Source organism: Pelagibacterium lentulum (assembly GCF_003992625.1).
Classification (GTDB): domain Bacteria; phylum Pseudomonadota; class Alphaproteobacteria; order Rhizobiales; family Devosiaceae; genus Pelagibacterium; species Pelagibacterium lentulum.
The window spans coordinates 60,985-86,349 of the sequence record NZ_RZMW01000032.1; the positions used below are offsets into that span (position 1 = coordinate 60,985).

Consider the following 25,365-nt stretch of genomic DNA (forward strand, 5'->3'; position numbering starts at 1 on the left):
CCTGGCAGTCGGCGAAAATACTGACAAAAGATTACCAGATCGCTGAATAATACCCGTAAAACTTGCTGTATTCAGACAACCACAACCTTCGCGCCCAACGGAACGCGCCGATAAAGGTCGATAACGTCCTCATTTGTCATGCGAATACAACCCGATGAAACCGAGCGCCCAATGGTCCACGGCTCGTTGGTGCCATGGATGCGGTAGAGGGTTGAGCCAAGATAGAGTGCCCTTGCGCCCATAGGGTTGTTCGGCCCCCCTTCCATGAATCGTGGCAACCCTGGTTGGCGTGCGTGCATCTCGGCGGGTGGCGTCCAGCTTGGCCATTCCCGCTTCGCCGTGACCCTGTGCGTGCCGGTCCACTCAAAGCCATACCGCGCGACGCCGATCCCGTAGCGCATCGCCCTGCCGCCATTGAGCACGAGATAAAGATAATGCTGGCGCGTATCGACCACCGCCGTTCCCGGCGCGTGATGCGTCCGGTAATTGACCACCTGGCGCAGAAATTTCGGATGCCCCACATACTGGCTCTGATACTGCAACTGGTGCGCAGGCCGCCCTTGCGTCAGTTCCACGCCCGGCGGCGGGCCGAACATGGCATCCATGAACCCCCGGTTTGAATTTGCAGCCGCTGGCATGGCGAGCGTGCAGAGTGCCACAAGCGCAAGTGCAATTCGCATCATCGTGCATCCCCTTTTCGGGTCGTCTCGAAACAATTGTTTCGATATGTGCAGCACGGCTCGCAAATTTTGAGTCAAATGGGATGGTTAAACTTGTGCTCAGGACTATGGTTGCCCAAACACTAAATGCTTCGAGGGAATCATGAGCCAAACCGCCGAACCCATCCGCTGCAACTGGGCGAGCGCCGATCCGCTCTACCAGTCCTATCACGATGATGAATGGGGCTACCCGGTTTCAAACGACACGCGCCTGTTTGAAAAGCTCTGCCTTGAGGGCTTCCAGTCGGGCCTGTCCTGGCTCACCATCCTGAAAAAGCGCGAGAATTTCCGCGCGGCCTTTGCCGGTTTCGACATTGCGAAGGTCGCTGCCTTTGACGAGGCCGATATCGAGCGTCTGCTTGGCGATGCGGGTATCGTGCGTCACCGCGGCAAGATCGTTTCCACCATCAACAATGCCAACCGCACGCTTGAGATCATCGCCGAGTTCGGCTCGCTCGCCGCCTATATCTGGCGGTTCGAGCCCACGCCGGATCAGCGCCCCGATGATTACTCATGGGAGACGTTGCGCAAGATTGCGATTGTTCCGGCGTCGGTCACGCTGTCGAAAGACCTCAAAAAGCGCGGCTTTTCCTTTGTCGGTCCCACAACCTGTTATGCGTTCATGCAGGCCATGGGCATGGTCAATGATCACATCGAGACCTGTCACTGCCGGGCAAGGGCCGAAGCCGAGCGCGCTAAATTCGCACGCCCGGCCTGACCGTCATCTGTACGTCCAGTGTGCCGAACTCGGCGGGTCGGCAATCGGCGGCAGCCCGATGTCGTGTCGCAGCCACTGTGGCAAGTCGGTACTCGATACAACCGTTGTACGCCGCTTTGAGCGCACCAGCGCCACAATGGCACTTTTGAACACCTGCCACCGGCCATGCTCGGCCACCAGCGTATCGACGCAGACCCGCAGAATTGCGGAATCGGAATGGATTTGACGTGTTGTCATAGCTTTGCTTCCAGCCGCCAAAAGGCGCACTGGCTCCATTTTAATGAGAGGGGGGAGTCCGGGCATTAAACGCGCACAAGGACGCGCAAAGGCTCGAACCGGTTTTATGGAAGTGTGGTGAAATGCCGGGCTAAAGCGACCCGGTTTTGGCGCAACTTATGAGCGTTCGCGTATGGACCGATTGAGGCCGAAACGGCGTCGATGCATAAAATGCACGCCGGTGCCTTGCACACCACGGGGTAGCGCGTGAACGATTGCTGTCATGGATACGCCTCCCTGAATCGAACTGGTGCTAAGGACAATCGGTTTTTAAATCACGCATCCGTGACCGCCAAGGGGTAATGTGGCAGCTTGTCGCACTTTGCGTTTGGTGTTGCCCGAAAACAACACACGCCCTTCGCCTTGTCTCATAAGGGCTTATGGGCTAGGAACAGCCGCGTTATTCGCACACGCCTTTCGGGGCAAAAGGAAATCGTCGCCAATGGCAAAAAATTCTGCGCTCATCACGCCGCGCCTGCCGCGCGGCTTTGTCGATTCCGAACCGGCTGAACTGGCTGCCATCGAAGAGATGGTCGCCAAAATCCGCCATGTTTACGAGCGCTATGGCTTCGATCATCTCCAGACCCCGTTCATGGAATATACCGAAACCCTCGGCAAATTCCTGCCCGATACCGACCGCCCCAATGCGGGTGTGTTTTCGGTGCAGGACGATGACGAGCAATGGATGAGCCTGCGCTACGATCTGACCGCGCCGCTCGCCCGCTATTTCGCCCAGAATTATCAGGATTTGCCAAAACCCTTCCGCTCCTATCGGCAGGGCTGGGTGTTCCGTAACGAAAAGCCGGGGCCGGGCCGTTTCCGCCAGTTCATGCAGTTCGATGCTGATACCGTCGGTGCGGCAGGCCCCGAGGCTGATGCCGAAATCTGCATGATGATGGCCGATACGATGGATGCGCTCGGCCTGCAGGGCAAATACGTCGTCCGGGTCAACAACCGCAAGGTGCTCGATGGGGTGATGCAGGCCATCGGCGTCACCGATGAAGCCCAAAAACTAACGGTCCTCCGCGCCATCGACAAGCTCGACAAGTTCGGGCCGGAAGGTGTGCGCCTTTTGCTCGGCGAAGGCCGCAAGGATGAAAGCGGGGACTTTACCGAGGGTGCCAAACTTAATTCCGATCAGTCCGAAGCCATCATTGAAATGATGGAAGCGGCGCGTATCGATGATCTTGTCGATCTGGAAAGCGATGCTGGCCCGGATGGTTTCATTGATGCCGAGTTCAAGTCCCCGGCGCTGTCCCGCTTCAAGATTACGACTGCTTTTGCGCAGGGCTTTGCCGAACTTCAGACCATGGCGGCGCTCTTTGCCTCCGCCCATTATGGCTCAGACCGCATCCGCATCGACCCCTCCGTTGTCCGGGGTCTCGAATATTACACTGGCCCGGTCTTTGAGATCGAACTGACCTTCAAGGTCCAGAACGAGAAGGGACAGGATGTGGTGTTCGGCTCTGTCGGCGGCGGTGGGCGCTATGACGGGCTAGTCTCGCGCTTCCGCAACGAGGAAACCCCGGCGACGGGCTTTTCCATCGGCGTCTCGCGTCTGGCCTCCGCGCTCAAGCTCACCGGCAATCTCGATAGCAAGCCTGTCACTGGCCCGGTGGTTGTCACTGTCATGGAAAAGGATCGCATCGCCGATTATCAGGCGATGGTCGCCGATTTGCGCAATGCGGGCATCCGCGCCGAACTGTTCCTCGGCTCATCCAAACAGATGGGCAAGCAGATGAAATATGCCGACAAACGCAACGCGCCTGCGGTCATCATTCAGGGTTCTGACGAGCGCGAACAGGGCGTCGTCCAGATCAAGGATCTTGCCGAAGGCGCTGAAGCCGCCGCATCGATCACCGACAACGCTGCCTGGAAAACCGAGCGCCCCGGCCAGTATTCGGTCCCGCGCAGCAAGATGGTCGAATTCGTCAAGCAAATCCCGGCCGTTGCCGCATGGATGAAGGCGAACGGGTAATGACCGCTGATACTCGTCGCGAAGCGTTGAAAAACCTCGTCTCCACCGACGGCATCAGCTTTGCTGCGACCCCGATCCTCATTGGGCCCGCGCCTTATTTCGATCTCGCTGGTGAAGAGTTTGGTTCGCGGCTGATCCTCACAATTGGCGCGGATGGTTCGGAATTCTGCCTGCGCCCCGATTTCACGCTACCCATCGCCATTGAGCATTTGAAAAGCGGAGCATCGACGCCGGCAGCCTATGGCTATCTCGGGCCGATTTTCCGCCAGCGCACCGATGGTCCTGCCGAGTTCGACCAGGCCGGGCTTGAACTGCTTGCGTTGCCCGATTCCGATGCGGCGCTGGATCGCGTTATAGGCTTTGCGCGTGCCGCTCTCGATATTTACGGCATTGCCAGCCCCGCCATCCGCGTGGGCAGTATCGATCTCTTCGAGGCTTTTCTGGCGTCCTGCGATATGCCCGATGTCTGGCGCCCGCGCATCAGGGCGCGTTTCGGACATCCGCGCGCCATGACCCGGCTGCTCGATCGGCTTGCCGATCCTCATAAGCCGATGGAAGGACCCAAGGGCATCCCGCAGCAGGGCATTGCCGATTGGGTCAGCGAATTGATGCTGACCAACGGTCTGAGCCTGACCGAAAGCCGTGGCCCTGATGAAATCGCACGGCGCTACCTTGAAAAGCAGGCGCTCGAAGCGGCTCATGTGCCCAGCCACACCATTGATTTGCTGCGTACCTATCTTGCCATTTCAGGCGATACCGACCAGGCGCTTTCCGCGATCGCGGAACTGGCAGAACGGGGTGGCTTCGCTCTGTCCGGGGCCATTGAGGACGCTGCTGCCAGCGTTGCGCAACTGCGCAACAGCGGTCGATTGAGTGGCCTTGTTTTCGATGCCGGGTTCAGTCCGCGCCTTGATTATTACACCGGCATCACCTTTGAGATGACCGGCAAGGATGGCGCCGTGCTGGTTTCGGGCGGTCAGTATGACCGGCTGCTCAAGCGCCTGGGTGCGGAAACCGAAATTCCCGCCGTCGGGTGCGCGGTCTGGGTCGAGCGGCTCGAGGCGTCGTGTGGGGCAGGGGAGGCCGGCCAATGAGTTCCATCATGCTCGCCTTGCCCTCCAAGGGCCGTATGCAGGACGATGCAATGGCGGTCTTTGCCGATGCCGGACTGCCCATCGCCCGGCCCGGAGGCGCACGCTCCTATGTGGGCGAGTTGCACGCCATGCCCGATGTCACGGTGCGGTTTTTGTCGGCCAGTGAAATTGCCCGCGAACTCATTCGCGGCAGCATCGACATCGGTATTACCGGCGAAGACCTTGTGCATGAAAGCGCGGAAACTGGCCCCGATCAGGTGGAGATCGTAAAGCGGCTGGGCTTTGGCCGCGCTGATGTGGTTGTCGCTGTTCCCGACGCGTGGGTTGATGTGACTGCCATGGACGATCTGTCGGACGTTGCCGCCGATTTCCGCGCCCGGCACGGGCGTTGGCTCAAGGTTGCGACCAAATATGTCAATCTGACCCGGCGCCATTTCGCCCGTTTCGGCATTGCCGAATATCGCATTGTCGAAAGCCTCGGCGCCACCGAAGCAGCCCCGGCCTCGGGCGCTGCCGACCTGATCGTTGACATCACTACGACCGGCTCGACATTACAGGCTAATGGCTTGCGTATCCTGGAAGATGGCGTGATGCTCAAGAGCGAGGCTGTGCTGATGGTCGCCCGCAATGCCGATTGGGACACCCACCGCACCGCCATTCTCAACGCACTGTTGAACAAACTCGGCGCGAGCCGCTGACAAGCGACTACCACTTTGCTTGCAACGGGTTTGCAAGAAAGCCGGGCGCCACTGACGCCCGGCTCTTTCAGCAATCTTTGCCCCGCTCCTGCCGTTATCGTCCCCGGGCTTGACCCGGGGATCTCTCTAACAGACTGGCACGGAGTAATTGCTCGCTAATCAGCCCTGCGTAGCCAGCGTTGCTTTAGGCTTGCGGCCATCGACCGAAAACGCACCGGCGCCAAAGGCGATTACATAGAGCATGCCACCGGTGATCGCGAGGTTCTTCAAAAACGCGGTCATTTCCATCTGGTCGGCAAAGTTGTTGTGAAAGATCAACGCTGCAATCAGCGTGAATGCACCCAGCGCCGCAGCGGCCCAGCGGGTCTGGAACCCGACCAGCAAGAACAGCCCGCCGATCACTTCAACCGCAACTGTGGGCCAGAACAGGAAGCCCGGCACGCCAAAGGCTTCCATATAACCGATGGTGCCTTCCGGGGCGGGAATCTTGCCCAGACCGGCCAGAATGAAGATCAGGGCAAGAAACACACGGCCTACGGTTGGTGCGAATTTTTGAACAGTGTCCATTTTGAAATCCTTTTGAAACAGAATGAAGTGGCACCAAAATGCTGTCGATTTGTCCCAATGAGAATTCCCCAACACGGACACAGTTTGTTCGCGATAGTTGACCAGTCGCGCGCAAATCGGGGCAGTTCGGAAGAACAATAATTTCCCCAATGGACAATTCTGCGCAATTGGTGCAACGACACACGCGAAGGTCTTGGGAAGTTATTTCAATCGTGCTCGATTTATGGGTTCTGGTCGCATTGGGCGGCGTGGGCATAGTTGCAGGATTCGTGGATGCCGTTGCGGGCGGCGGCGGCTTGATTGCACTGCCCGCCTTGATGTCGGTGGGCCTTTCGCCCGTGGCCGCACTGGCCACCAACAAGGCGCAGTCGGTCGTGGGCACGTTCGCTGCTGCCATCACCTTCTGGCGCGGTGGCTATGTTGTCCTGCGCACACTGATCCCCGGAATAATCATGACCTTTGTCGGGTCCTATGCGGGCGCTCTAGTCGTCAAAGCCATAGACACCTCGGCGCTCTCGGTCGCTGTCCCTGTCGCCATCGTTGCCGTCGCGCTCTATTTCAGCTTCTCGCCCTCGATCAAAGACGTCGATCGCATCGCCAAGCTGAAATTTGCGATTTTCGTTCCGGTAATTGGCTTCATCATCGGATTTTACGATGGGATTTTCGGCCCCGGCACCGGCTCGTTTTTCATGCTGGCCTTCGTTGCGCTGTTCGGGCTGTCGGCCACCCGCGCCTCGGCCCATACCAAGGTCCTTAACGTGACCTCCAACCTCGCCGCGCTGGCGCTGTTTATCCCGGCGGGTGATGTGGTCTGGTCTGCTGCAGCTGCAATGGCTATCGGCCAGATCATCGGTGGCTATCTCGGCGCTTTGACCGGCATCCGGTTTGGCGCAAAAATCATCCGCCCGCTGGTAATCGTCGTCTCGATTGCCCTCGCGATCCGGCTGATCATATTTTCCTGATAAAAAAGCCACGCCCATGGTGCGGCGGGCGTGGCTCATAAACGCAAAGCCGGGCAGTGCTTTGCGTTCGAGGGCAGGGCATCTGGGGCAGCGCCCTGCTGGAGGAAAAAATCCGGTCCGGTCGCGCACAGCGTGAGGAAGTCGCGAACGACCGGGCCGGAAGCGCTGCCTTATGGCAGCAGAACGGCGTCGATCACATGGATAACGCCATTGGCGGCTTCAACGTCCGCCGCAACCACATTAGCCGTATTCGATAGCGAAACGGTTATGCCCATGCCGTCATTGGTGACAGTGAGGCTTGCATCTTCATTGAGTGTGCCCACTTCGGTGTCGCCTTCGGGGATGTCAGCAGACATGATAACCGAAGGGACAACGTGTGCGGTCAGGATTGCCGTCAGCGCATCGAGATCTGCGAGCAGACCTTCCACTGTGCCTTCAGGCAGGGCTGCAAAGGCTTCGTCAGACGGTGCAAACACGGTGATGTTGTCGGTTGTTGCCAACGCATCGGCGAGCCCGGCCGCGGTAGCTGCAGCCAGAAGGGTCTCGAACGTACCGGCCTCGGCTGCCACTTCAACAACATTGCCCGGACTGTTGTGATTGCTTGCAATGGCGCCTGCCGCAACCAGCGGGCTTACGGTCATCAGCGAAGCGACGGCAAGAGTCTTGAGGGAAGTCATGATGATAGTCCTCCATTCGTTTTGTTTGAGCCAGACAGCAGTCCGCTGCCTGATCCATGCTTTGAACGAAGGGCGCGAGCGGGGGGATCAAAACCGCGACGACACATTAATGTTAACGAATGTGAGTGATCCAAAGACATCGCCAATACGAAACTTTCTCTTATGTGCCTTTGCTTTGGCCTGCAGAACCAGGCGGCAAGCCGGAAACGGAAAAGGCGGCCCCGGAGGACCGCCTTCCCGTTCGAGACCCTTGGAGAGGCCCCAATTCTCTATTTCGAGGCGCGAAGAGCGCCCGGCCGTCGTCGACCGCGCCCGCGCAGGGCCAGTATTCGGCCCGTGAGCGAAAGAAGTCTAAGGCGCAAGCCTTAGAAGTCCATGCCGCCCATGCCGCCCATGCCGCCGCCGCCAGGCATTGCCGGAGCAGCTTCCTTGGGCAGTTCTGCGATCATGGCTTCGGTGGTGACCAACAGGCCTGCGACCGAAGCAGCGTCCTGGATGGCAGCACGCACGACCTTGACGGGATCGATGATGCCCATCTTGATCATGTCGCCATATTCGCCAGTCTGGGCGTCGTAACCGAATGCAGCATCGGCGCTGTCGAGGATCTTGCCCACAACGATGGAGCCTTCGGCCCCGGCATTGTTGGAAATCTGACGAACAGGCTCCTGCAGGGCGCGGCGCACAATGGCGATACCTGCGTCCTGATCGGGATTCACACCCTTTGCCTTGATCTCGACCGAAGCACGCAGCAGCGCAACGCCACCACCGGCAACGATGCCTTCTTCAACCGCAGCGCGGGTTGCATTGAGCGCATCGTCGACGCGATCCTTGCGTTCCTTGACTTCAACTTCGGTCGAACCGCCAACCTTGATAACGGCAACACCGCCAGCGAGCTTGGCAAGGCGTTCCTGCAGCTTTTCACGGTCGTAGTCCGAAGTGGTTTCTTCGATCTGCGCCTTGATCTGGTTTACGCGGCCTTCGATGTCTTCCTTGGCACCCGAACCATCGACGATGGTGGTGTTTTCCTTGGTGATTTCGACGCGCTTTGCAGTGCCGAGCATGTCAAGCGTGACATTTTCGAGCTTGATGCCGAGGTCTTCGGAGATCACCTGGCCACCGGTGAGGATGGCGATGTCTTCGAGCATTGCCTTGCGGCGATCGCCAAAGCCAGGAGCCTTGACAGCAGCAACCTTGAGTCCGCCACGCAGACGGTTGACGACGAGGGTTGCAAGAGCTTCGCCTTCAACGTCTTCAGCAATGATGAGCAGCGGACGGTTGGACTGAACAACCGATTCCAAAACCGGCAGCAGGGCCTGAAGGTTCGAGAGCTTCTTCTCGTGCAGGAGGATCAGGGGGTCTTCCAGCGCTGCAACCATCTTTTCGGTATTGGTTACAAAGTACGGCGAGAGGTAGCCGCGGTCGAACTGCATGCCTTCAACGACGTCGAGTTCGGTTTCAGCGGTCTTGGCTTCTTCAACCGTGATAACGCCTTCGTTGCCGACTTTCTGCATGGCTTCAGCGATCATGTCGCCGATTTCTTTTTCGCCATTGGCAGAGATCGTGCCGACCTGAGCAACTTCGCTCGAGGACGAAATTTTTACAGCGCGCGAAGCGAGGTTTTGAACAACGTCAGCAACGGCGAGATCGATACCGCGCTTGAGGTCCATCGGGTTCATGCCGGCGGCAACGGCCTTGACGCCTTCATTGACGATGGACTGTGCCAGAACGGTGGAAGTGGTCGTGCCGTCGCCAGCAATGTCGTTGGTCTTGGAAGCCACTGTGCGCAGCATCTGTGCGCCCATGTTTTCGAACTTGTCTTCGAGTTCGATTTCCTTGGCAACGGTCACGCCGTCTTTGGTGATGCGCGGTGCGCCAAAGGATTTGTCGATAACGACGTTGCGGCCCTTAGGGCCGAGGGTGACCTTGACAGCATTGGCAAGGATGTTGACGCCGCGCAGCATCTTGTCGCGGGCATCGGTCGAGAACTTTACGTCTTTTGCAGACATGTCAGTTTGCTCCGAATTTCAGTGTTGGGGATCAATCAGCAGGCAGGATCGAAACGCTTAGGCTTCGATGATGCCCATGATGTCGGATTCCTTCATGATCAACAGATCTTCGCCGTTGACCTTTACTTCGGTGCCGCTCCACTTGCCGAACAGCACGCGGTCGCCAGCCTTTACGTCGAGCGGGGATACCTTGCCATTATCATCGCGGGCACCAGGGCCAACCGAGACGATAACGCCTTCGGAGGGCTTTTCCTTGGCGGTGTCGGGGATGATGATGCCGCCAGCGGTCTTTTCCTCGCTGTCAACGCGCCGGACAACTACCCGGTCATGCAGGGGACGGAAGCTCATGGTCGCTCCTTGGAACGTAAGGTTGAAATGCAATATCTTCCGCTGTTAGCACTCTTATTGCAGGAGTGCTAACAGCCGACCGACGAGATAGGATTTTGGCTCTGGAGAGTCAAGCGCTGGAATGGGAATTTTTGTTCCTTAACGCGGCTCATCTGGGCTGTCTGATGGCGCGTTCATTGGCATGAATTCATTCACATGGTGAGCGCGAAAAGCAAACGCAAGGGGCACTGTCGGCATTGTTTGCTCATAGCGGTAGCAGCGGCCATGCCGATACCTGCAATTTGAACCGTCCGGTTCGGAGTTTTTTTGGATTAACAGTCTATGGCACGCTTGGGGACCTCTGAGCAGTTGGGCGACATGACGCTTGATTTTTTCACGCTGTATATAGTTATCATTCTGATATCCTTCGCATTGTCCGTCGTCTGGGGGGCAATCGCGTGGCAATACCGAAGCTTCCTAGCCGCGCGCATATGGTTTGTGGCCTGTTTGCTCACCGGCACGGGCGGGATCATCCTGCCATTTCAGCATCTGATAGACACCGCCATTGTCCCTGCCGTTCTCGGCAACGGAATCGTCGTGCTGGGTTTCTGGTTGCTTTGGATTGGCGCGCGACGTTTTTACAACATGCCCGGCGGGTGGGGGCTGGCGCTAGGCGCGACGGCCATCAGCACCCTCATAACGATTTCCGTATTCAACAACGATGAGCTTCTTGCTTGCGCACTTGCCATTGGCCAGTCGGTGCCGATGTTTGTCAGTCTGACATTTCTCCTTTCCCGGTCGCGACGATCCTCGGGCGCGCTTCTCTCGAGTGGCGGGATTGTTGTCGGGCTTACCGGTCACGCAACGGTTATTGCGCTCAATGGCATCTTGATGGCGGGCATATCCCTGCCAGCAACCGGGCTCATCGCATCCTTTACAATGCTGGGTGTCATTTTCAGCGGCGTTCTTTGGCACTTCGGTTTCGCCGTTATGACCCTAGAACAGCTCCGCAACGAAGTGGCCGAACTGGCGCGCATCGATCCGCTAACAGGCGTCGGCAACCGTCGCAAATTCGACGAACAACTGGTGCTTGAAAACAGCTTCAGCAGGCGAACCGGAAGACCCTATGCGCTTCTGGTTTTCGATCTGGACAACTTCAAGAGTATCAACGACCAACTCGGTCACGCGGGCGGCGACGCGGCGCTGATCCATGTGGTGCGCATCGCTGCTACCAGCCTGCGTGAAACCGATCTTCTTGCCAGGCTTGGCGGAGACGAGTTCTGCATTGTCATGTCCGATAGTTCGATGGACGATGGCTATGCCTTGGCCCAGCGTTTTGCCGAGCTTTTGCGTAAGAGTCCCTTGCTCAGCGGCGGAAACTCTATCCGGTTGACAGCAAGCATCGGGATTTCGGCATGGTCTTCCGAAACTGCTGATACCGACGATGCTGTTCTGACGCGCGCTGACCATGCGCTGTACGCAGCGAAAACGGCGGGGCGCGATGCCATCCGTTGTGCGCCAGCGCCCGCAACGCGGCATCGGCGCTCCAAGGGCCGGGCAAATCTATAACTGCGGCCTCAATCGCTTGCGGACACGAGGCCCGATTTTTTTTGCATCTGCGGGGTGGGCTTGCTAATGCGAAGCGAGGCGTTTTTGCGCGCCTGTTTGTGCCAATGACAGGACTATAACGTTGTCAATATCTGCATCCCCTGCCCAGCCGGGCATGGCCGCGTGGACCACCCCTGTGCTTTCAGTCATCGTGCCCACTTTTAACGAGCGCGATAACATTGCGCCTCTGATTGAAAAACTTGAAGCGGCGCTCAAGGACACGGCTTTCGAAGTCATCATCGTCGATGACAACAGCCCCGACGGCACGGCCGAACTCGCTAAGCAGATTGCTGCGAAAAAGCCTTACGTCCGCTGCATCCATCGCGTGGGACGGCGCGGGTTGTCCTCGGCCTGTATCGAGGGCATGGCGTCTTCGGCTGCTGAATATGTCGCTGTCATCGATGCGGATCATCAGCATGACGAGGCCATCCTGCCCGATATGCTGAGGCGCGCCCAGGCCGGAGCGGATGTTGTTGTCGGCTCGCGCTATACGGGCGAGGGCAGTTCAGATGAAGGGTTTTCAAGACGTCGGCAGGCTGGCAGCAAGCTTGCGACGCGCCTTTCCGGTATCCTGACCGGCAAGTCGCTTTCCGATCCAATGAGCGGTTTCTTCCTGATCTCGCGTGACCTTTTCAACAAAGTTGTGCCAAACCTTTCGCGGGAGGGCTTCAAGATCCTGCTCGACATCATTGTATCGGCGAATGCAAAGGCCAATGGTCAGCTCTCGATTGCCGAAGTGCCCTACACGTTCCGTCCTCGCTTTGCGGGCGAGAGCAAGATGAGCCCGCTGATCGTCGCGCAATTCCTGGGCCTTATCGTTTCCAAAATTTCCCGTGGCATTCTGCCGACCAGTTTCTTGCTGTTTTCGCTGGTTGGAGCGTCTGGTGTCGTGGTCCACATGGCAATGCTTACACTCGCCTTCGAGGCTCTCGATTTCAATTTCGCCAATAGCCAATTGGTGGCCACGCTTGTCGCCATGACCACCAATTTCATCCTCAATAACGAATTGACCTACGCGGACAAGCGCCTCCGTGGGCGGCGTTTCTGGATCGGGCTTTTGAGTTTTTACATCGTCTGCAGCTTTGGCACGCTGGCCAATGTCTCGGTCGCCAGCGTCATTTACGAAGCCAATCTCGCAAATTTCTTCTTTGCAGGCATCGCGGGTGCGGTGATGAGCGTCGTGTTCAACTATTCTGTCACGCGAGTCTTTACGTGGCGGTGACTACGCCAATTCAACCGGGTGAGCCTTCTTACGACCATCGGACTTTTCCATGAATAACCTGTTGACTCGCATCGGGCCGTTCACCCCGGCACAGGCCACGCTGATCCTGATCGGTGTCACCTTCATCCTACGTGCCGTTGGCGCAGCGGTGATCGGCTGGGGTACGGGGGAAGCCTATTACCTGGCTTCGGCGCGCGAACTGCACTTGAGCTATTTCGATCAGCCGCCGGTTTCGCTTTGGGTGATCTGGGCAACCATGCAACTGACCGGCAGCGAAAATGTGCTGGTCATCCGCCTGCCGTTCATCGCTATGTTTGCGGTCTCAAGCTGGCTGATCTTTATGATCGGGCGCCGTACCCATTCCGATCTTGCAGGGTTTTACGCCGTGTTGATCGTCAACGCCTGCGTCTTGTTCTCGCTCTCGATCGGTTCATGGACCCAGCCTGACGCTCCGATGATCCTGTTCTGGCTCGCCACCGTTTGGGTGCTTGTCGAACTGTTTTTCCATAACGGCGGCCGAAGGCCATATCTCTATTGGTCCATCGCTGGCCTTCTGCTTGGCCTGACATTCCTGTCAAAATATCACGCGATTTTCCTCGTCGCGGGGACTGGGCTGTTCCTGCTCTTCAATTCGATCAATCGCCGCTGGCTGTTTCATCGTGCGCCATGGCTGGCCCTCGCAATTGCTCTGATTGTTTTTTCGCCGGTCCTGATCTGGAACGCACAAAACGATTGGGCGTCCTTTAATTTCCAGGGCGGCCGGGCGCTTGGCGAATCAGGCCTGCGCTGGGATGGTCTCTTGCGCATGATCTGGGGACAGTTGCTCTATATGGTGCCGTGGCTGGCCATTCCCGCGCTCTACATCGGCGCGCGTGCGCTTGCCGCGGGGCCGCGCGGCCAATACCCAACGGGAAGCGTTTCCGGTGCTGCCGCTTTCTTTTCCTATGTCGGCTGGCCGCCTATTGTCTTTTTCACGCTCGTTGCCCTTTGGTCCGATACTGAGTTTCATTTCCACTGGCAGGCGCCGGGCTACATGATGCTCTTTATCCTGCTGGGGGCATGGGCCGCGCAGAAAAACAGCCGCGCCATTCGCATCTGGCTCTGGACCACAGCTGCCGTCACGCTTACCATTCTGACGCTATTGGTATCGCACGCCGCGACCGGATGGGCACGGGCTGTCTTTCCCGGCGATTGGGAAGATCCCACGGCGCTGCAATTGCCGTGGACCGAACTTGGTGAGGCTTTGGAAGCCCGCGAGGCGTTCGATCAGCCCGAGACCTTCATCATGGGCGTCAACTGGATCGATTGCGGCTATATCGACACCCAGGTCGCCGGCCGCGCACCGCTTGCCTGCATCGGTACCGATGTCCGCAATCTTGAATATAATTTCATCCCCGAAGATCATCTGGGCTGGAATGCATATGTGATTGCCCAGACCGGAGATGCTGATCGCGTCGCCGATCAATTGACGGAAATGTTCGGTAATGTCGAGTATCTGGAGTCAATTGCCATCGAGCGTAATGGCGTTATCGAACTGGATGGAATCGAGCTGTTTTTCGCGACGGCGTTTGCGCTAGATCGGCCATAATCGCCGCAAGAGTTATCCAGAGCGTGGGCTTTTGGCAAAATGGCTCTAAGCCGCGCCCTGACGTTCCCAGCCCAGCCTTTTGCGATAGATGGTTGAGGGGCTGATTTCCAGCGCCGCGGCCGCTTTTGCGATATTGCCGCCATAAGCATCAAGCGCTTCCTCGATAATGCGCTGTTCCTGCTGCCACATGGGCAAGACAACGCCGGAAGGCCCGGAACTTCTGGGCTTTCTCCCGCTCGCAATTTCGGCGCGCGACTCGATATCGGCGGCATTGGCCATTGTCGCGTTGACCAGCCCGCCATCGAACATCACAACAATCCGGCGCACGAGATTTTGCAGTTGCCGCACGTTGCCCGGCCATTCGCGCGCAACGAAAAGATCGGCAACGTCAGGGTCAAAGCCATTGAAATCCTTGCCTTCTTCTTGCGCAAACCGCTCGAGGAAGTTGAGAGCCAAAGGCATGACATCGCCCGGCCGCTGCCGCAGCGGCGGCAGGTGAATCGGCAGCACATGCAACCTGTAGAAAAGGTCTTCGCGGAACTTCTTTTCGCTCACCAATTGCATGGGATTGCGATTGGTCGCGCAGACGATTCTGACATCCACAGCGCGCGAACTCGACTCTCCAATCCGCGTGATCGTTCCGGTTTGCAGGAATCGCAAGAGTTTGGATTGTAAGGATAAATCCATCTCGCCGATTTCATCGAGGAACAGCGTTCCGCCATTTGCGGCTTCAATTGCGCCGTGCCGTTCGACCATCGCACCGGTATAGGCGCCGCGCGCCGCGCCGAACAATTCGCTCTCCATCAACTCGCGCGGGATCGCTGCGGCGTTAATGGCAATAAAGGGCCTTTCCGCACGCGGCGAGCGCTTGTGCAGCGCCTCGGCGCTGACTTCTTTTCCGGTTCCGCTCTCACCTGTGATAAACACCGGCGCGTTGGAAGGTGCTATGCGTGTGATCTGATCGTAAATCGCCCGCATTTGCGGAGACTTACCAACAAAGCCCTCAAAGTCGTTTGCGGCGCCGACGACTGCCGCTTCGCAACCTAGCGCTCTGGCTTTGCCATGCCTGCGGCCCAGTTCTTCGAGCCGCGCGGCAAGCGCCGCGCCAGCCACTGGCTTGGCAAGAAAATCATGTGCGCCCGCGCGTAACGCCTCGACGGCGGCGGAGACTGAATCCCCGTCGGAAAGGGCGATAACCAACGCTGAGCGCGCCATCTGCGCGAGACGGGAAAATGCGGCCTCCGAGCTTTGGCCCAGATCGCAAACCGTAGATAGATCTGCCAAAATAACGTCGGCGACGCCCGAGCGAATAACCGGAATCGCATCGCGACCGGACGCGCAACGCAACAGGCGCAGGGCATCGCCCCAATAGGCTGTCAGCGCGGCTTCGGTCTGGCGCGATGCTGCCGCATTGCTTTCAATCAGCAAAATGGTCACATCTGCGACGGATTGGTGTCCGGATTGCATCAGGCAGCTATCTCCCGGCCGGTGCAAAGGCAATTGATCTTGTCTTTCCCCACTATCGAACTATTAGGGTAAACAAACCGTTGGCAAATGCACTGTTTAGGCGTCCGCGCGCTTTTGCTTTCGGCCGGGCAATGCTAGAAGCAATGCGGTCATAGCGGCGATTCCATAGGGGTAATACTGGCGTGCAGGGTCTGGTCTATCTATTTGTTGCTCTCTCGGGCCTGGGGCTTGGAGTGGCTGCATATTTTGCCCTTGCATTTACCCCGATAGAGGCCGGTTTGCTTGGGCTTATGGTGATTCTGGCCGGCATTTTCTTTCATGAGCGCACCCTCCGCCACCGAGCCGAATCGCGCCTTGAAAAAGGCATTCAGGAGCTTGGGCGGCTGTTGAGCACGGACGCACAGGCAGGGCAATTGCTGAGCCAGCGCGTCAAGGCATTGGTCGATCTGGACCTCGGTTCGCGCCTTGATGTCCTCGAAGCAGATATTTCGGTTCTTGGAACTGTTACCCGTCAGGTCGCCGAAGCTGTATCCGATCTGGAAAATGCGCACGCGGCTACCGCATCAAAGGATGACGGTACCACTTCGCCCAAAAAGCCAGAAGCGTCCGAAGGACCAAAAGCGCCCACCGTTGCCTTGGCGGATGTGCGCCGCCTAATTGAAGGTGGGCAGCTTGTTCACCACACCCAGTCGATCGTCACGTTGCCCCAGCGCAAACTTTACGCTTTCGAGATGATACCGCGCCTGCGGCTCGACGACGGCAAACTGGCCGATCCCCCCGACTATATGCCCTATCGCAACAAGGATGGCGCAACCGTTGTACGGCGCGTCGACCGGATATGCGCGGAACAGGCCATCGCCATTGTTCGCCGCGCACGCACGATCCAGGATCCGGTGCATATGCTCGTGCCGCTGACCGCTACGTCTCTGGACAACGCAGTGGCTGTGGATCAATTGCTGACATTGCTTGCCGCAAATCGGGCGGTCTGCCCCGATTTGATGTTTGCGCTTGAATATCAGGATTGGGATGAACTCGATACCAAGCGTGGTGCTGCGCTCGATCGGATCGTTGAGCAGGGCGTGGGCATCGCCATTCGCGATGCGCAATCGCTACGGCTCGATTTTGCCAAGCTCTCCGCGCGCGGCGTCAAGATGATCTCTGCCAATGCCACGACATTCCTTGAAAGTCCGGCGAAACTGTCCGACTTCCATTCCGCAGACATCAACGATTATGTGAAGCGCTTCGGCATCGCCCTTTGCATGGAACAGGTTCGCAACGACCAGCAAATCCTTGCGCTGCTAGATGACGGTATCGGTTTGGCGCAAGGCCCCGGCATAGCCAAGGTCGGCCCGATCCGCCATGATCTGCGTGAAGACGAGAAAGAAGAAATGCCCAAGCGGGCCGCGCGCTGATCCGCAGGAACAATGGCGCCTGCAACTTGCATCGCTGGCAGCTCGATTATGCCCAGAGACTAAAGGACTGTATATGACTGCCCCATCCGGCCCGCTTTCTGGCCTTTCCGCGCTGGCTCGGTCCTATAAGGGCATTCTTTCCGATGTCTGGGGCGTCGTTCATAATGGCGTGTCCCCGCATCAGGACGCTGTAGATGCGCTTGTTGCCTATCGTCGTGCCGGAGGACGCGTGGTGCTGATCACCAATGCGCCGCGCCCGCGCGACGCAATCATGGCGCAACTCGATGTAATTGGAGTCAGTCGCGAAGCCTACGATGCCATCGTGACATCGGGGGACGCAACGCGCACCCTGCTCGAAGGTTATCGCGGCAAGGTTGTGCATCGGGTCGGTCCTTTAATTGATGACGTCTTGTTTGAAGGACTCGACCTGACGCTTGGAACGGTGGAAGAGGCCAGCGCCATCGCCGTTACGGATCTCGATACCGACGACGATACGCCCGATGACTATCGTGACCGGATGGCTCAATGGCTGGCGCGCGATTTGCCGCTTATCTGCGCCAATCCAGACAAGGTGGTGGAAGAGGGGGACCGCATTATCTATTGCGGCGGGGCCTTGGCGGACGCCTATGAGGATATTGGTGGCCGGGTGATGATGGCCGGCAAGCCATTCAATCCGATATATGAGGAAGCCAAGAGCCTGCTCGATGCGGCGCTCGGCTATACTGTGGACCGCTCGGGCATTCTCGCTATTGGCGACTCGGTACGCACCGATGCGGTTGGTGCTGCCCAATTTGGCATCGACCTGCTGTTTGTTACCGGATCGATCCATGCCGAAGAACTGGACGCCTTTAACGATCCTGACCCAAAGCGAGTTGCCGATTTCGTTTCGGTAAGCCGTGCGCGGATGGCTGGCTACATGCCAAAGCTCAAGTGGTGAAAACCGGTACTTGCATTCAGCGGCTCAAAAGGGCAGTTTCCGCGCTCGATAAAGTCCTCACGATTGCATGTATTTGTCGCTCATGAATGCCAAACCAGACTTCGTCCGGATAGGTGGCCTTGGTGCCGTGCCTGACGCGCTCAAAGGCGCCATTGTCGCTATTGGCAATTTTGACGGCTGCCACCGCGGGCATCAGCATGTCTTTGCCGCGGCACGGAAGCTGGCCGAGGAAAACAGCGTACCGTGTGTCGTGCTGACCTTTGAGCCTCACCCGCGCGATGTCTTTGCGCCCAAACCCATGCTCTACAGGCTGACGGACGGCGACGCCAAGGCGGAGCTTGTAAAGGCGCTTGGCTTTGACGGTATTGCCGTCATGGAATTTTCCCGCGACCTGGCGGGCGTCGAGGCTCCCGATTTTGTTGCGCGCTATCTGATCGATGCGCTCGATGTCTCCGCGGTTGTTGTCGGGGGAGATTTCCATTTCGGCAAGGGCAGGGCAGGGACGCCCGGTTTTCTCAAGGAGCAGGGCCAGGCGCGCGGTTTCGCTGTCGAGGTCGTGGACATGCTCGATGAGGGTGCGGAGCCGGTTTCTTCCTCGCGCGTTCGGGCTGCACTTGAAGCAGGCGATGTCGCTGGCGCCAATGCGCTTTTGGGCTACCATCATTTCTTCAAAGGCACCGTGGTAAGGGGCGATCAACGCGGTCGCGAACTGGGCTACCCGACAGCCAATTTTGCGGTGCCGGAAACCTGCGGGCTTGCGCAGGGCGTTTACGCGGTGAAAGCCCGGCTTGACGGCGTGGTTTTCGACGGCGTAGCGGCCTATGGCAAGCCGATGTTCGATAACACGAAGCCGCCCTTTGAGACTTTCATCTTCGATTTCGACCGGGACATCTACGGTCAGGAGCTGGAAGTTGCACTTTTGGGCTTCATCCGTGGCCAGATGACATTTAACGGATTGGACGGGCTGATTGCGCAAATGGATCATGACAGCACCCAGGCGCGAATTATCACCGCCCAGGCGCGCCCGCTCTCGAAGCTGGACGCCGCACTGGGCTTTGTCTCAGCTTAGCCGCTGGCATCCATCGGCATCCGCTGTTAAAAGCGGTGCCAACTGACGACATTTCAAGATCATTGTGCGAGTTGTAATGACCGAAACTGCACCAGGCGCGACGACCGAGCGCGACTATTCCAAGACCCTGTTCCTGCCCCAGACCGAATTTCCCATGCGGGCCGGTCTGCCACAGCGCGAGCCCGAATGGCTCAAGCGCTGGGAGGATATGGACCTTTACAAAAAGCTGCGCGAGGAAAGTCGCGACAAGCCCAAATTCACGCTTCACGATGGCCCGCCATATGCCAATGGCAATATCCATATCGGCCATGCGCTCAACAAGACGCTCAAGGATCTCGTTTCCCGCTCGATGCAGATGCTGGGCTATAATTCGGCCTATGTGCCGGGCTGGGATTGCCACGGTCTGCCCATCGAATGGAAGATCGAAGAGCAGTATCGGGCCAAGGGCAAGAACAAGGACGAAGTGCCGATCAACGAATTCCGCGCCGAGTGCCGGACATTTGCCGAGCACTGGATCGATGTGCAGCGCGAGGAATTCAAGCGCCTCGGCGTGATGGGCGATTGGGACAATCCTTATCTCACCATGAGTTTCGACGCCGAAGCCCAGATCGCGCGCGAACTGATGAAGGTGGCCGCCTCCGGTCAGCTTTATCGCGGGTCCAAACCGGTCATGTGGTCGGTTGTCGAGCGCACTGCGCTGGCGGAAGCCGAGATCGAGTATCAGGATTATGAGTCCGATGCGATCTGGGTGAAGTTTCCAGTATTGGGCGTTGGACCTTCTCCCACATGGGGCGACGGTAGCGAGAAATCTTCTGCTCAACAGCGACTGGCGGGCGCTTCTGTGGTCATCTGGACCACAACCCCTTGGACCATACCCGGCAACCGCGCGGTCTCGTTTTCGTCGCGCATCGGCTACGGCCTGTATGAAGTCACAACGGCGGAGAACGATTTCGGACCCCAGCCCGGTGAGAAGCTGATCTTTGCCGACAATCTCGCCGAAGAAAGTGCGACCAAGGCCAAGCTGACATTCACTCGGCTTGGCGACGTCAGTGCCAACGAACTTGCATCGATGACATTGCACCATCCCCTTCGCGGCGTTGGCGGTGGATACGACTTCCTCGTTCCTCTCCTCGACGGCGATCACGTCACCGACGATGCGGGTACGGGCTTTGTCCATACCGCACCTGGCCACGGCGCGGACGACTTTGATATCTGGATGGCCAAGGGGCGAGACATCGCGGCCAAGGGCATTGATACAACGATCCCCTTTACCGTCGATGACGCCGGTTTTTACACCAAGGATGCGCCGGGCTTCGGGCCAGACGCCGAAGGTGGGCCTGCGCGGATCATCGATGACAAGGGCAAGAAGGGCGACGCCAACAATCGCGTTATTAAGGCTTTGATCGATGCCGATAAGCTCTTTGCGCGCGGACGCCTGAAGCACCAGTATCCCCATTCCTGGCGCTCGAAAAAGCCGATCATCTTCCGCAATACGCCGCAATGGTTCGTCTATATGGACCGCGACTTTAGCGCTGCGGGCGATACGCTGCGCGCTCGTGCGCTTAACGCAATCGATGCGACAAAGTTCTATCCCGCTGCAGGGCAGAACCGCCTGCGTGCCATGATTGCCGATCGTCCCGATTGGGTGCTTTCGCGTCAGCGCGCCTGGGGTGTGCCGATCACGGTTTTCGTCAACAAGGACACTGGCGAAATCCTCGTCAACGAAGCGGTCAGCCAGCGTATCGCGCAAGCCTTCGAGGACGAAGGCTCGGACGCATGGTTTGCCGAAGGCGCCAAGGCGCGGTTCTTGGGTAATGATGTGTCCGACCATGACAATTGGGAGCAGGTCACCGACATTCTCGATGTGTGGTTCGATTCCGGGGCCACCCATTCCTTCGTGCTGCGCAATGAGCAGAAATGGCCAGACCTTAAATTCCCGGCTTCTATGTATCTGGAAGGCTCGGACCAGCATCGCGGCTGGTTCCATTCCTCACTGCTCGAAAGCTGCGCGACAAACGGTCATGCGCCCTATGAGTCGGTTCTGACCCATGGTTTCACCATGGACAAGAACGGCTACAAGATGAGCAAGTCGCTGGGCAACACCATCGCCCCGCAGGACATCATCAAGAAGTTCGGTGCCGATATCCTGCGCCTTTGGGCGGCAACCATCGACTATGCGGAAGATCACCGCATCGGCGATGAGATCCTCGCCAATACCGTTGAAAGCTATCGCAAGATCCGCAATTCCTTCCGTTGGCTCTTGGGCAATCTTGCCCATTACAAGGCCGAAGAGGCTGTCGGTTACACAGATATGCCTGAGTTGGAAAAGCTGATCCTGCACCGGCTTTCGGTGCTCGATGAACAGGTGCGCGCGGCCTACAAGACCTACGATTACAAGCGGGTCGTTTCGCTGGTCGGCAATTTCATGAACCTGGAATTGTCGGCCTTCTATTTCGACATCCGCAAGGATGCGCTTTATTGCGATCCGATCTCGTCGAACACGCGCAAGTCTGCGCTGACGGTTCTTGACCAGCTTTATTCATGCCTCACGGCGTGGTTGGCGCCGATTCTCGTGTTCACGATGGAAGAGGTCTGGCTTGAGCGCAATCCGGTCGATGGTTCTTCGGTTCATGCGCGCATTTTCCCTGATCTGCCGGCCAAATGGCGCAACGACGCGCTGGCGGAAAAATGGCAGAAAATCCGGGCCGTGCGTCGCGTCGTTACCGGGGCTCTGGAGATCGAGCGCAAGAACAAGGTCATCGGGTCCTCGCTTGAAGCGGCGCCCGTCGTCGAGATTTCCGATGCTGCACTCTATGAAGCGGTCAAGGATCAGCCCTTTGCCGATCTCTGCATCACCTCCGGTATCGATCTGCGCAAGGTCGAGTCCGTTAATGCGAATGCCTTCACGCTCGATGATGTGCCTGGTGTTGCCGTGGGCTTTGCAAGGGCCGAAGGCACCCGCTGCGCCCGTTCGTGGAAAGTGACAAAGGATGTCGGCGCTGATGCCGAATATCCCGATCTGACTCCGCGCGATGCCCAGGCGATGCGTGAGCGCATTGCCGCCGGGATGACCGCATGAAGTTTTGGGCTAAGGCATCGGTGCGCTGGAGCGTGATTTTGCTGCTGGCAGCATTCGTCGTGGACCGGGTTCATAAATATATTCAGGTCGATATGATCGGCTGGACGGGCGGGGAGGTTATCCCCGTCCTGCCATTCTTCGATTACGTTCTGGTGTGGAACACCGGAATATCTTACGGCCTTTTGGGCGGTATGGCACCTGAAGTCCTTTTGGTGATCATGGCAATTGCCATGATCGCACTGGCTGTGTGGTGGTGGAAGGATGACTCGCTGCTCACACGTCTAGGCATCGCGCTGGCCATCGGCGGCGCGCTTTCCAACGCGGTGGATCGGGTTGTCTATACGGCGGTTGCGGACTTTTTTCATTTCTATGCCGGCACTTGGTCGTTTTACATTTTCAACATTGCCGACATCGCGATCAGCCTTGGCGTCGCATTGCTGATATTCGATGTCTTCTGGCCCCGAAAAACGAAAACGAATCCATCCTGAATTCCGTCAAATTCTGGTCATAGGCCAACCAATGGGCTATAAAGCCGGAAAATCGGGCGCGGCCTCACGCAAATGCTTTTGCGAGGGCCAAGAAAATGCGCTTTATAACAACGGATTAGGTCGGACCTTTTTGCAAAGGGCCAAACCACGATTGGGCATTCAGAGGCGCTATATGAATATTTCATCCTCCTCCAGTGATCGTCCGAACCGCATTTTGCGGCGTCTGGGCGCCTTTGCCATGCTTGCCGGCATGTCGCTTGGGCTGGCAGCCTGCACGACGATCGAAGGCACCAATGCCCTATCCGATCCGATGACCTTCGAGCGCGAGGTTCTGCGCTCAACGCTTTCGGGCGTTGGGATCATCGATCAGGAAACCAGGGATCCTCTGGTGGCAGAGCGTGGCCCCTTGGTCGTACCGGCGTCCGGAGCGGTGCCGCCGCCGCCACAGCAGCGCACCGCGAGCCTGCCACAAGATTCCAGCAGGGTTGTTGTTGACCCGACGGGCTTGACCGATGCCGACCTTCGCCTGCTGCAACAGGGGCGTGTCGTTGGCTCCGGAGTGGCCTCTGGTCGCCCGCTCACTGACGCGGAAACCCGCCAGCTCGCCGCGCGCATGGCAGCATATCGCCGCGCTCAGGGCATGACAGAACGCAATATCTATCTGCCGCCGGAAGACTATTTCGCGCGTGTCGGCAATCAGAGTCTCGTCTGCCTTGCGCCCAATGGCGATCTGGTTTCGATCTCGGATCCAAGCTGTCCGCCCGAAGTGCGTGCTCAGTTGGGCGCTAACTGACAGGCTCAGGCGCATTGAACGTTTCAGGAGCGGGGCCTCGGCAAATGGGGCCTCGCTTCATTTTGATTACAGATAACGAAAGAGAACGCTCCCCATGAGCGATAAACTACAGGCGCCATCGGGCGAACGGCTTGCAAAAGTTATTGCTCGCGCTGGCGTATGCTCCCGGCGGGATGCCGAAAGCTGGATCACCCAGGGTCGCGTCGCGGTCAATGGCAGCCCGGTCAAAACCCCGGCCTTCAACGTGGTGCCGACCGATAAGATCGTTGTCGACGGCAAGCCGATTGCCCAGCGCGAGGCAACACAGGCTTGGCTATATCACAAACCCGCTGGCCTGATGGTCACCGAAAAGGACCCCGAAGGCCGCCCCACGGTTTTTGAGGCTTTCGAGCGGCTCGGATTGCCGCGCGTTCTCACTGTCGGGCGCCTGGACTTCAATACAGAAGGGCTGCTGATTCTCACCAATGACGGCGGGCTCAAGCGCACGTTGGAATTGCCATCGACCGGCTGGGTGCGGCGCTACCGCGTTCGGGCGTTCGGCAAGGTGACGCAAGAGCAACTCGATTCGCTGGCCAATGGCACAGTGGTTGACGGTGTGGAATACGGTCCCATCGAAGCAACGCTCGACAGCACGGCGGGTGCCAATGTTTGGGTTTCCATGTCTTTGCGTGAAGGCAAGAACCGTGAAGTGCGCAACGTTTTAGGAAGCCTCGGGCTCGAAGTGAACCGGTTGATCCGGTTGTCTTATGGCCCGTTTCAACTTGGCGACCTCCCGGTCGGAGCGGTCGAAAAGGTCAAGGACCGGGTTTTGAAGGATCAGCTTGGTAAACGCCTGGCTGAAAGCGCCGGTGCCGATTTCGATGGCCCGGTTCCTGAAACGGGCAACGCACCGCGCCGCCGGACGCCGGAGCGCGATGATCGACCGACGGAGCGCGACAGATATGGCGGCTTGCGCAAACGGCCTGATTTCAAGCGCCGTGAGGAGCCGCAGGGGCGGGAGCGGACAGTCCATTTCGACGATGGTCGTCCCTCGCAAACCTTTGTCGAAAAGCCGGATTTCAAGCGCGGCAAGCGTGACGATGATCGTTCCGGCCGTGGTGAACGCCCGTCCGACGGATCTGGCTTCAAGAAGCGGTATGACGACGGGCCGCGGAAACCACGCGCCGAAGGCGACAAGCCTTCCCGCAAGACGTCCGGTGAAGGCTTTGCCAAACGTGGCGATGGCGGACCGCGGAAACCACGGCAGGATGGAGACAGACCATTCCGCAAGGATGGTCCGCGTACCGAAGACAAGCGCTTTGGCGATCGCCCTGCGCGTGCAGGCGGCAAAAAGCCTTATGGCACCGGTCCTCGAGGCACCGGCGAGCAATCGGCTTCCGCTGGTCGTCCCGCGCGCCGGGATGGCGGCAAGCCTTTCGGCGAACGGTCGGAAAGGCCACGTGATGGCCGAGCCTTCGATGGTCCAAAGCCATCATCGCGGCCCGGCGGCAAGCCCGGTGGTAGGAGCTTTGCCGGTCCCGGAGGCGCTCGCCCCGGGGGGAAGCCGTCCGGAGGTCCGCGGGGTGGTAGGCCTGGGGGTGATAAACCCGCCGGTGGCCCACGCGGAGGCAAGCCTGGTGGCGGTCGTCCATCCGGTGGTCGCCCGTCAGGCGGGCCGCGCGGTCGCAAGGGCAGCTAAAC

The 25,365-nt window shown here is 58.4% G+C and carries 22 protein-coding genes; 15 read left to right on the forward strand and 7 right to left on the reverse strand.

Annotated features, from left to right (window positions below; all coding sequences use genetic code 11):
* Positions 1 to 71: 71 nt before the first annotated feature.
* Positions 72 to 638, reverse strand: a complete 567-nt coding sequence (locus EO133_RS09035; protein ID WP_371870933.1) for a L,D-transpeptidase — start codon at positions 636 to 638, stop codon at positions 72 to 74.
* Positions 639 to 822: 184 nt separating this feature from the next.
* Between EO133_RS09035 and EO133_RS09040 the strand changes: the two genes are divergently transcribed.
* On the forward strand, positions 823 to 1,437 hold the full coding sequence (locus EO133_RS09040) for a DNA-3-methyladenine glycosylase I (protein WP_127072325.1): 615 nt from the start codon (positions 823 to 825) through the stop codon (positions 1,435 to 1,437).
* Positions 1,438 to 1,440: 3 nt separating this feature from the next.
* On the opposite strand, the gene EO133_RS09045 is transcribed toward EO133_RS09040, so the two are convergent.
* Positions 1,441 to 1,674, reverse strand: coding sequence for a hypothetical protein (locus EO133_RS09045; protein ID WP_127072326.1), 234 nt, complete (start codon positions 1,672 to 1,674; stop codon positions 1,441 to 1,443).
* Between the two features lie 481 nt (positions 1,675 to 2,155).
* Between EO133_RS09045 and hisS the strand changes: the two genes are divergently transcribed.
* The 3 genes from hisS to hisG are packed head-to-tail and all read left to right on the forward strand — an operon-like array spanning position 2,156 to position 5,483.
* Complete coding sequence (gene hisS, locus EO133_RS09050) at positions 2,156 to 3,691, forward strand: histidine--tRNA ligase (protein WP_127072327.1); 1,536 nt, start codon at positions 2,156 to 2,158, stop codon at positions 3,689 to 3,691.
* Complete coding sequence (locus tag EO133_RS09055) at positions 3,691 to 4,785, forward strand: ATP phosphoribosyltransferase regulatory subunit (protein ID WP_164734950.1); 1,095 nt, start codon at positions 3,691 to 3,693, stop codon at positions 4,783 to 4,785. The genes hisS and EO133_RS09055 overlap by 1 nt, the downstream gene beginning before the upstream one ends.
* A complete protein-coding gene (gene hisG / locus EO133_RS09060; protein ID WP_127072329.1) occupies positions 4,782 to 5,483 on the forward strand; it encodes an ATP phosphoribosyltransferase in 702 nt (233 codons plus the stop codon). The genes EO133_RS09055 and hisG overlap by 4 nt, the downstream gene beginning before the upstream one ends.
* A 159-nt stretch (positions 5,484 to 5,642) precedes the next feature.
* Here hisG and EO133_RS09065 read toward each other — a convergent pair whose 3' ends face one another.
* Complete coding sequence (locus EO133_RS09065; RefSeq protein ID WP_127072330.1) at positions 5,643 to 6,050, reverse strand: DoxX family protein; 408 nt, start codon at positions 6,048 to 6,050, stop codon at positions 5,643 to 5,645.
* Between the two features lie 212 nt (positions 6,051 to 6,262).
* Here EO133_RS09065 and EO133_RS09070 point away from each other — a divergent pair, with 212 nt between their 5' ends.
* Entirely contained in the window at positions 6,263 to 7,012 is a 750-nt protein-coding gene (locus EO133_RS09070) for a TSUP family transporter (protein WP_127072331.1), read from the forward strand.
* Between the two features lie 170 nt (positions 7,013 to 7,182).
* Here the strand turns inward: EO133_RS09070 and EO133_RS09075 are convergent, their stop codons facing one another.
* The 3 genes from EO133_RS09075 to groES form a co-directional block, all read right to left on the reverse strand.
* Positions 7,183 to 7,689 carry a fasciclin domain-containing protein gene (locus tag EO133_RS09075; protein ID WP_127072332.1) on the reverse strand — a complete coding sequence of 169 codons (507 nt, stop codon included), beginning with the start codon at positions 7,687 to 7,689 and terminating at the stop codon, positions 7,183 to 7,185.
* A 365-nt stretch (positions 7,690 to 8,054) separates the two neighbouring features.
* Positions 8,055 to 9,695: a chaperonin GroEL gene (groL, locus tag EO133_RS09080; RefSeq protein WP_127072333.1), complete on the reverse strand. Its 1,641-nt coding sequence runs from the start codon at positions 9,693 to 9,695 to the stop codon at positions 8,055 to 8,057.
* Between the two features lie 57 nt (positions 9,696 to 9,752).
* The gene (gene groES / locus EO133_RS09085) at positions 9,753 to 10,043 is read right to left on the reverse strand and encodes a co-chaperone GroES (RefSeq protein WP_127072334.1); all 291 of its coding nucleotides are present in this window, start codon (positions 10,041 to 10,043) and stop codon (positions 9,753 to 9,755) included.
* Between the two features lie 321 nt (positions 10,044 to 10,364).
* Here groES and EO133_RS09090 point away from each other — a divergent pair, with 321 nt between their 5' ends.
* From EO133_RS09090 to EO133_RS09100, 3 genes are all read left to right on the forward strand, one after another.
* Positions 10,365 to 11,591, forward strand: a complete 1,227-nt coding sequence (locus EO133_RS09090) for a sensor domain-containing diguanylate cyclase (RefSeq protein WP_127072335.1) — start codon at positions 10,365 to 10,367, stop codon at positions 11,589 to 11,591.
* 154 nt (positions 11,592 to 11,745) lie between these two features.
* A complete protein-coding gene (locus EO133_RS09095; protein WP_127072422.1) occupies positions 11,746 to 12,852 on the forward strand; it encodes a glycosyltransferase in 1,107 nt (368 codons plus the stop codon).
* Between the two features lie 49 nt (positions 12,853 to 12,901).
* Positions 12,902 to 14,440, forward strand: a complete 1,539-nt coding sequence (locus EO133_RS09100; protein ID WP_127072336.1) for a glycosyltransferase family 39 protein — start codon at positions 12,902 to 12,904, stop codon at positions 14,438 to 14,440.
* 45 nt (positions 14,441 to 14,485) lie between these two features.
* Here EO133_RS09100 and EO133_RS09105 read toward each other — a convergent pair whose 3' ends face one another.
* A complete protein-coding gene (locus EO133_RS09105) occupies positions 14,486 to 15,907 on the reverse strand; it encodes a sigma-54-dependent transcriptional regulator (protein WP_127072337.1) in 1,422 nt (473 codons plus the stop codon).
* 233 nt (positions 15,908 to 16,140) lie between these two features.
* Here EO133_RS09105 and EO133_RS09110 point away from each other — a divergent pair, with 233 nt between their 5' ends.
* From EO133_RS09110 to EO133_RS09140, 7 genes are all read left to right on the forward strand, one after another.
* Entirely contained in the window at positions 16,141 to 17,319 is a 1,179-nt protein-coding gene (locus EO133_RS09110) for an EAL domain-containing protein (RefSeq protein WP_127072338.1), read from the forward strand.
* A 73-nt stretch (positions 17,320 to 17,392) separates the two neighbouring features.
* On the forward strand, positions 17,393 to 18,256 hold the full coding sequence (locus tag EO133_RS09115; RefSeq protein WP_127072339.1) for a TIGR01459 family HAD-type hydrolase: 864 nt from the start codon (positions 17,393 to 17,395) through the stop codon (positions 18,254 to 18,256).
* 82 nt (positions 18,257 to 18,338) lie between these two features.
* Positions 18,339 to 19,325 carry a bifunctional riboflavin kinase/FAD synthetase gene (locus tag EO133_RS09120; RefSeq protein ID WP_127072340.1) on the forward strand — a complete coding sequence of 329 codons (987 nt, stop codon included), beginning with the start codon at positions 18,339 to 18,341 and terminating at the stop codon, positions 19,323 to 19,325.
* A 76-nt stretch (positions 19,326 to 19,401) separates the two neighbouring features.
* Positions 19,402 to 22,404: an isoleucine--tRNA ligase gene (gene ileS, locus EO133_RS09125; RefSeq protein WP_127072341.1), complete on the forward strand. Its 3,003-nt coding sequence runs from the start codon at positions 19,402 to 19,404 to the stop codon at positions 22,402 to 22,404.
* Positions 22,401 to 22,892, forward strand: a complete 492-nt coding sequence (lspA, locus tag EO133_RS09130) for a signal peptidase II (protein WP_127072342.1) — start codon at positions 22,401 to 22,403, stop codon at positions 22,890 to 22,892. The genes ileS and lspA overlap by 4 nt, the downstream gene beginning before the upstream one ends.
* 172 nt (positions 22,893 to 23,064) lie before the next feature.
* Complete coding sequence (locus EO133_RS09135) at positions 23,065 to 23,685, forward strand: hypothetical protein (protein ID WP_127072343.1); 621 nt, start codon at positions 23,065 to 23,067, stop codon at positions 23,683 to 23,685.
* A gap of 94 nt (positions 23,686 to 23,779) precedes the next feature.
* Positions 23,780 to 25,363, forward strand: a complete 1,584-nt coding sequence (locus EO133_RS09140) for a pseudouridine synthase (RefSeq protein WP_127072344.1) — start codon at positions 23,780 to 23,782, stop codon at positions 25,361 to 25,363.
* Positions 25,364 to 25,365 lie beyond the last annotated feature (2 nt).

Coding starts and splice junctions, on each gene's coding strand:
- EO133_RS09135 (WP_127072343.1), top strand. CDS start 23,065: ATGAATATTTCATCCTCCTCCAGTGATCGTCCGAACCGCATTTTGCGG.
- groL (WP_127072333.1), bottom strand. CDS start 9,695: ATGTCTGCAAAAGACGTAAAGTTCTCGACCGATGCCCGCGACAAGATG.
- EO133_RS09040 (WP_127072325.1), top strand. CDS start 823: ATGAGCCAAACCGCCGAACCCATCCGCTGCAACTGGGCGAGCGCCGAT.
- hisS (WP_127072327.1), top strand. CDS start 2,156: ATGGCAAAAAATTCTGCGCTCATCACGCCGCGCCTGCCGCGCGGCTTT.
- EO133_RS09075 (WP_127072332.1), bottom strand. CDS start 7,689: ATGACTTCCCTCAAGACTCTTGCCGTCGCTTCGCTGATGACCGTAAGC.
- EO133_RS09045 (WP_127072326.1), bottom strand. CDS start 1,674: ATGACAACACGTCAAATCCATTCCGATTCCGCAATTCTGCGGGTCTGC.
- EO133_RS09115 (WP_127072339.1), top strand. CDS start 17,393: ATGACTGCCCCATCCGGCCCGCTTTCTGGCCTTTCCGCGCTGGCTCGG.
- ileS (WP_127072341.1), top strand. CDS start 19,402: ATGACCGAAACTGCACCAGGCGCGACGACCGAGCGCGACTATTCCAAG.
- EO133_RS09120 (WP_127072340.1), top strand. CDS start 18,339: ATGAATGCCAAACCAGACTTCGTCCGGATAGGTGGCCTTGGTGCCGTG.
- EO133_RS09095 (WP_127072422.1), top strand. CDS start 11,746: ATGGCCGCGTGGACCACCCCTGTGCTTTCAGTCATCGTGCCCACTTTT.
- lspA (WP_127072342.1), top strand. CDS start 22,401: ATGAAGTTTTGGGCTAAGGCATCGGTGCGCTGGAGCGTGATTTTGCTG.
- EO133_RS09140 (WP_127072344.1), top strand. CDS start 23,780: ATGAGCGATAAACTACAGGCGCCATCGGGCGAACGGCTTGCAAAAGTT.
- EO133_RS09035 (WP_371870933.1), bottom strand. CDS start 638: ATGCCAGCGGCTGCAAATTCAAACCGGGGGTTCATGGATGCCATGTTC.
- EO133_RS09105 (WP_127072337.1), bottom strand. CDS start 15,907: ATGCAATCCGGACACCAATCCGTCGCAGATGTGACCATTTTGCTGATT.
- EO133_RS09055 (WP_164734950.1), top strand. CDS start 3,691: ATGACCGCTGATACTCGTCGCGAAGCGTTGAAAAACCTCGTCTCCACC.
- groES (WP_127072334.1), bottom strand. CDS start 10,043: ATGAGCTTCCGTCCCCTGCATGACCGGGTAGTTGTCCGGCGCGTTGAC.
- hisG (WP_127072329.1), top strand. CDS start 4,782: ATGAGTTCCATCATGCTCGCCTTGCCCTCCAAGGGCCGTATGCAGGAC.
- EO133_RS09100 (WP_127072336.1), top strand. CDS start 12,902: ATGAATAACCTGTTGACTCGCATCGGGCCGTTCACCCCGGCACAGGCC.
- EO133_RS09065 (WP_127072330.1), bottom strand. CDS start 6,050: ATGGACACTGTTCAAAAATTCGCACCAACCGTAGGCCGTGTGTTTCTT.
- EO133_RS09090 (WP_127072335.1), top strand. CDS start 10,365: ATGGCACGCTTGGGGACCTCTGAGCAGTTGGGCGACATGACGCTTGAT.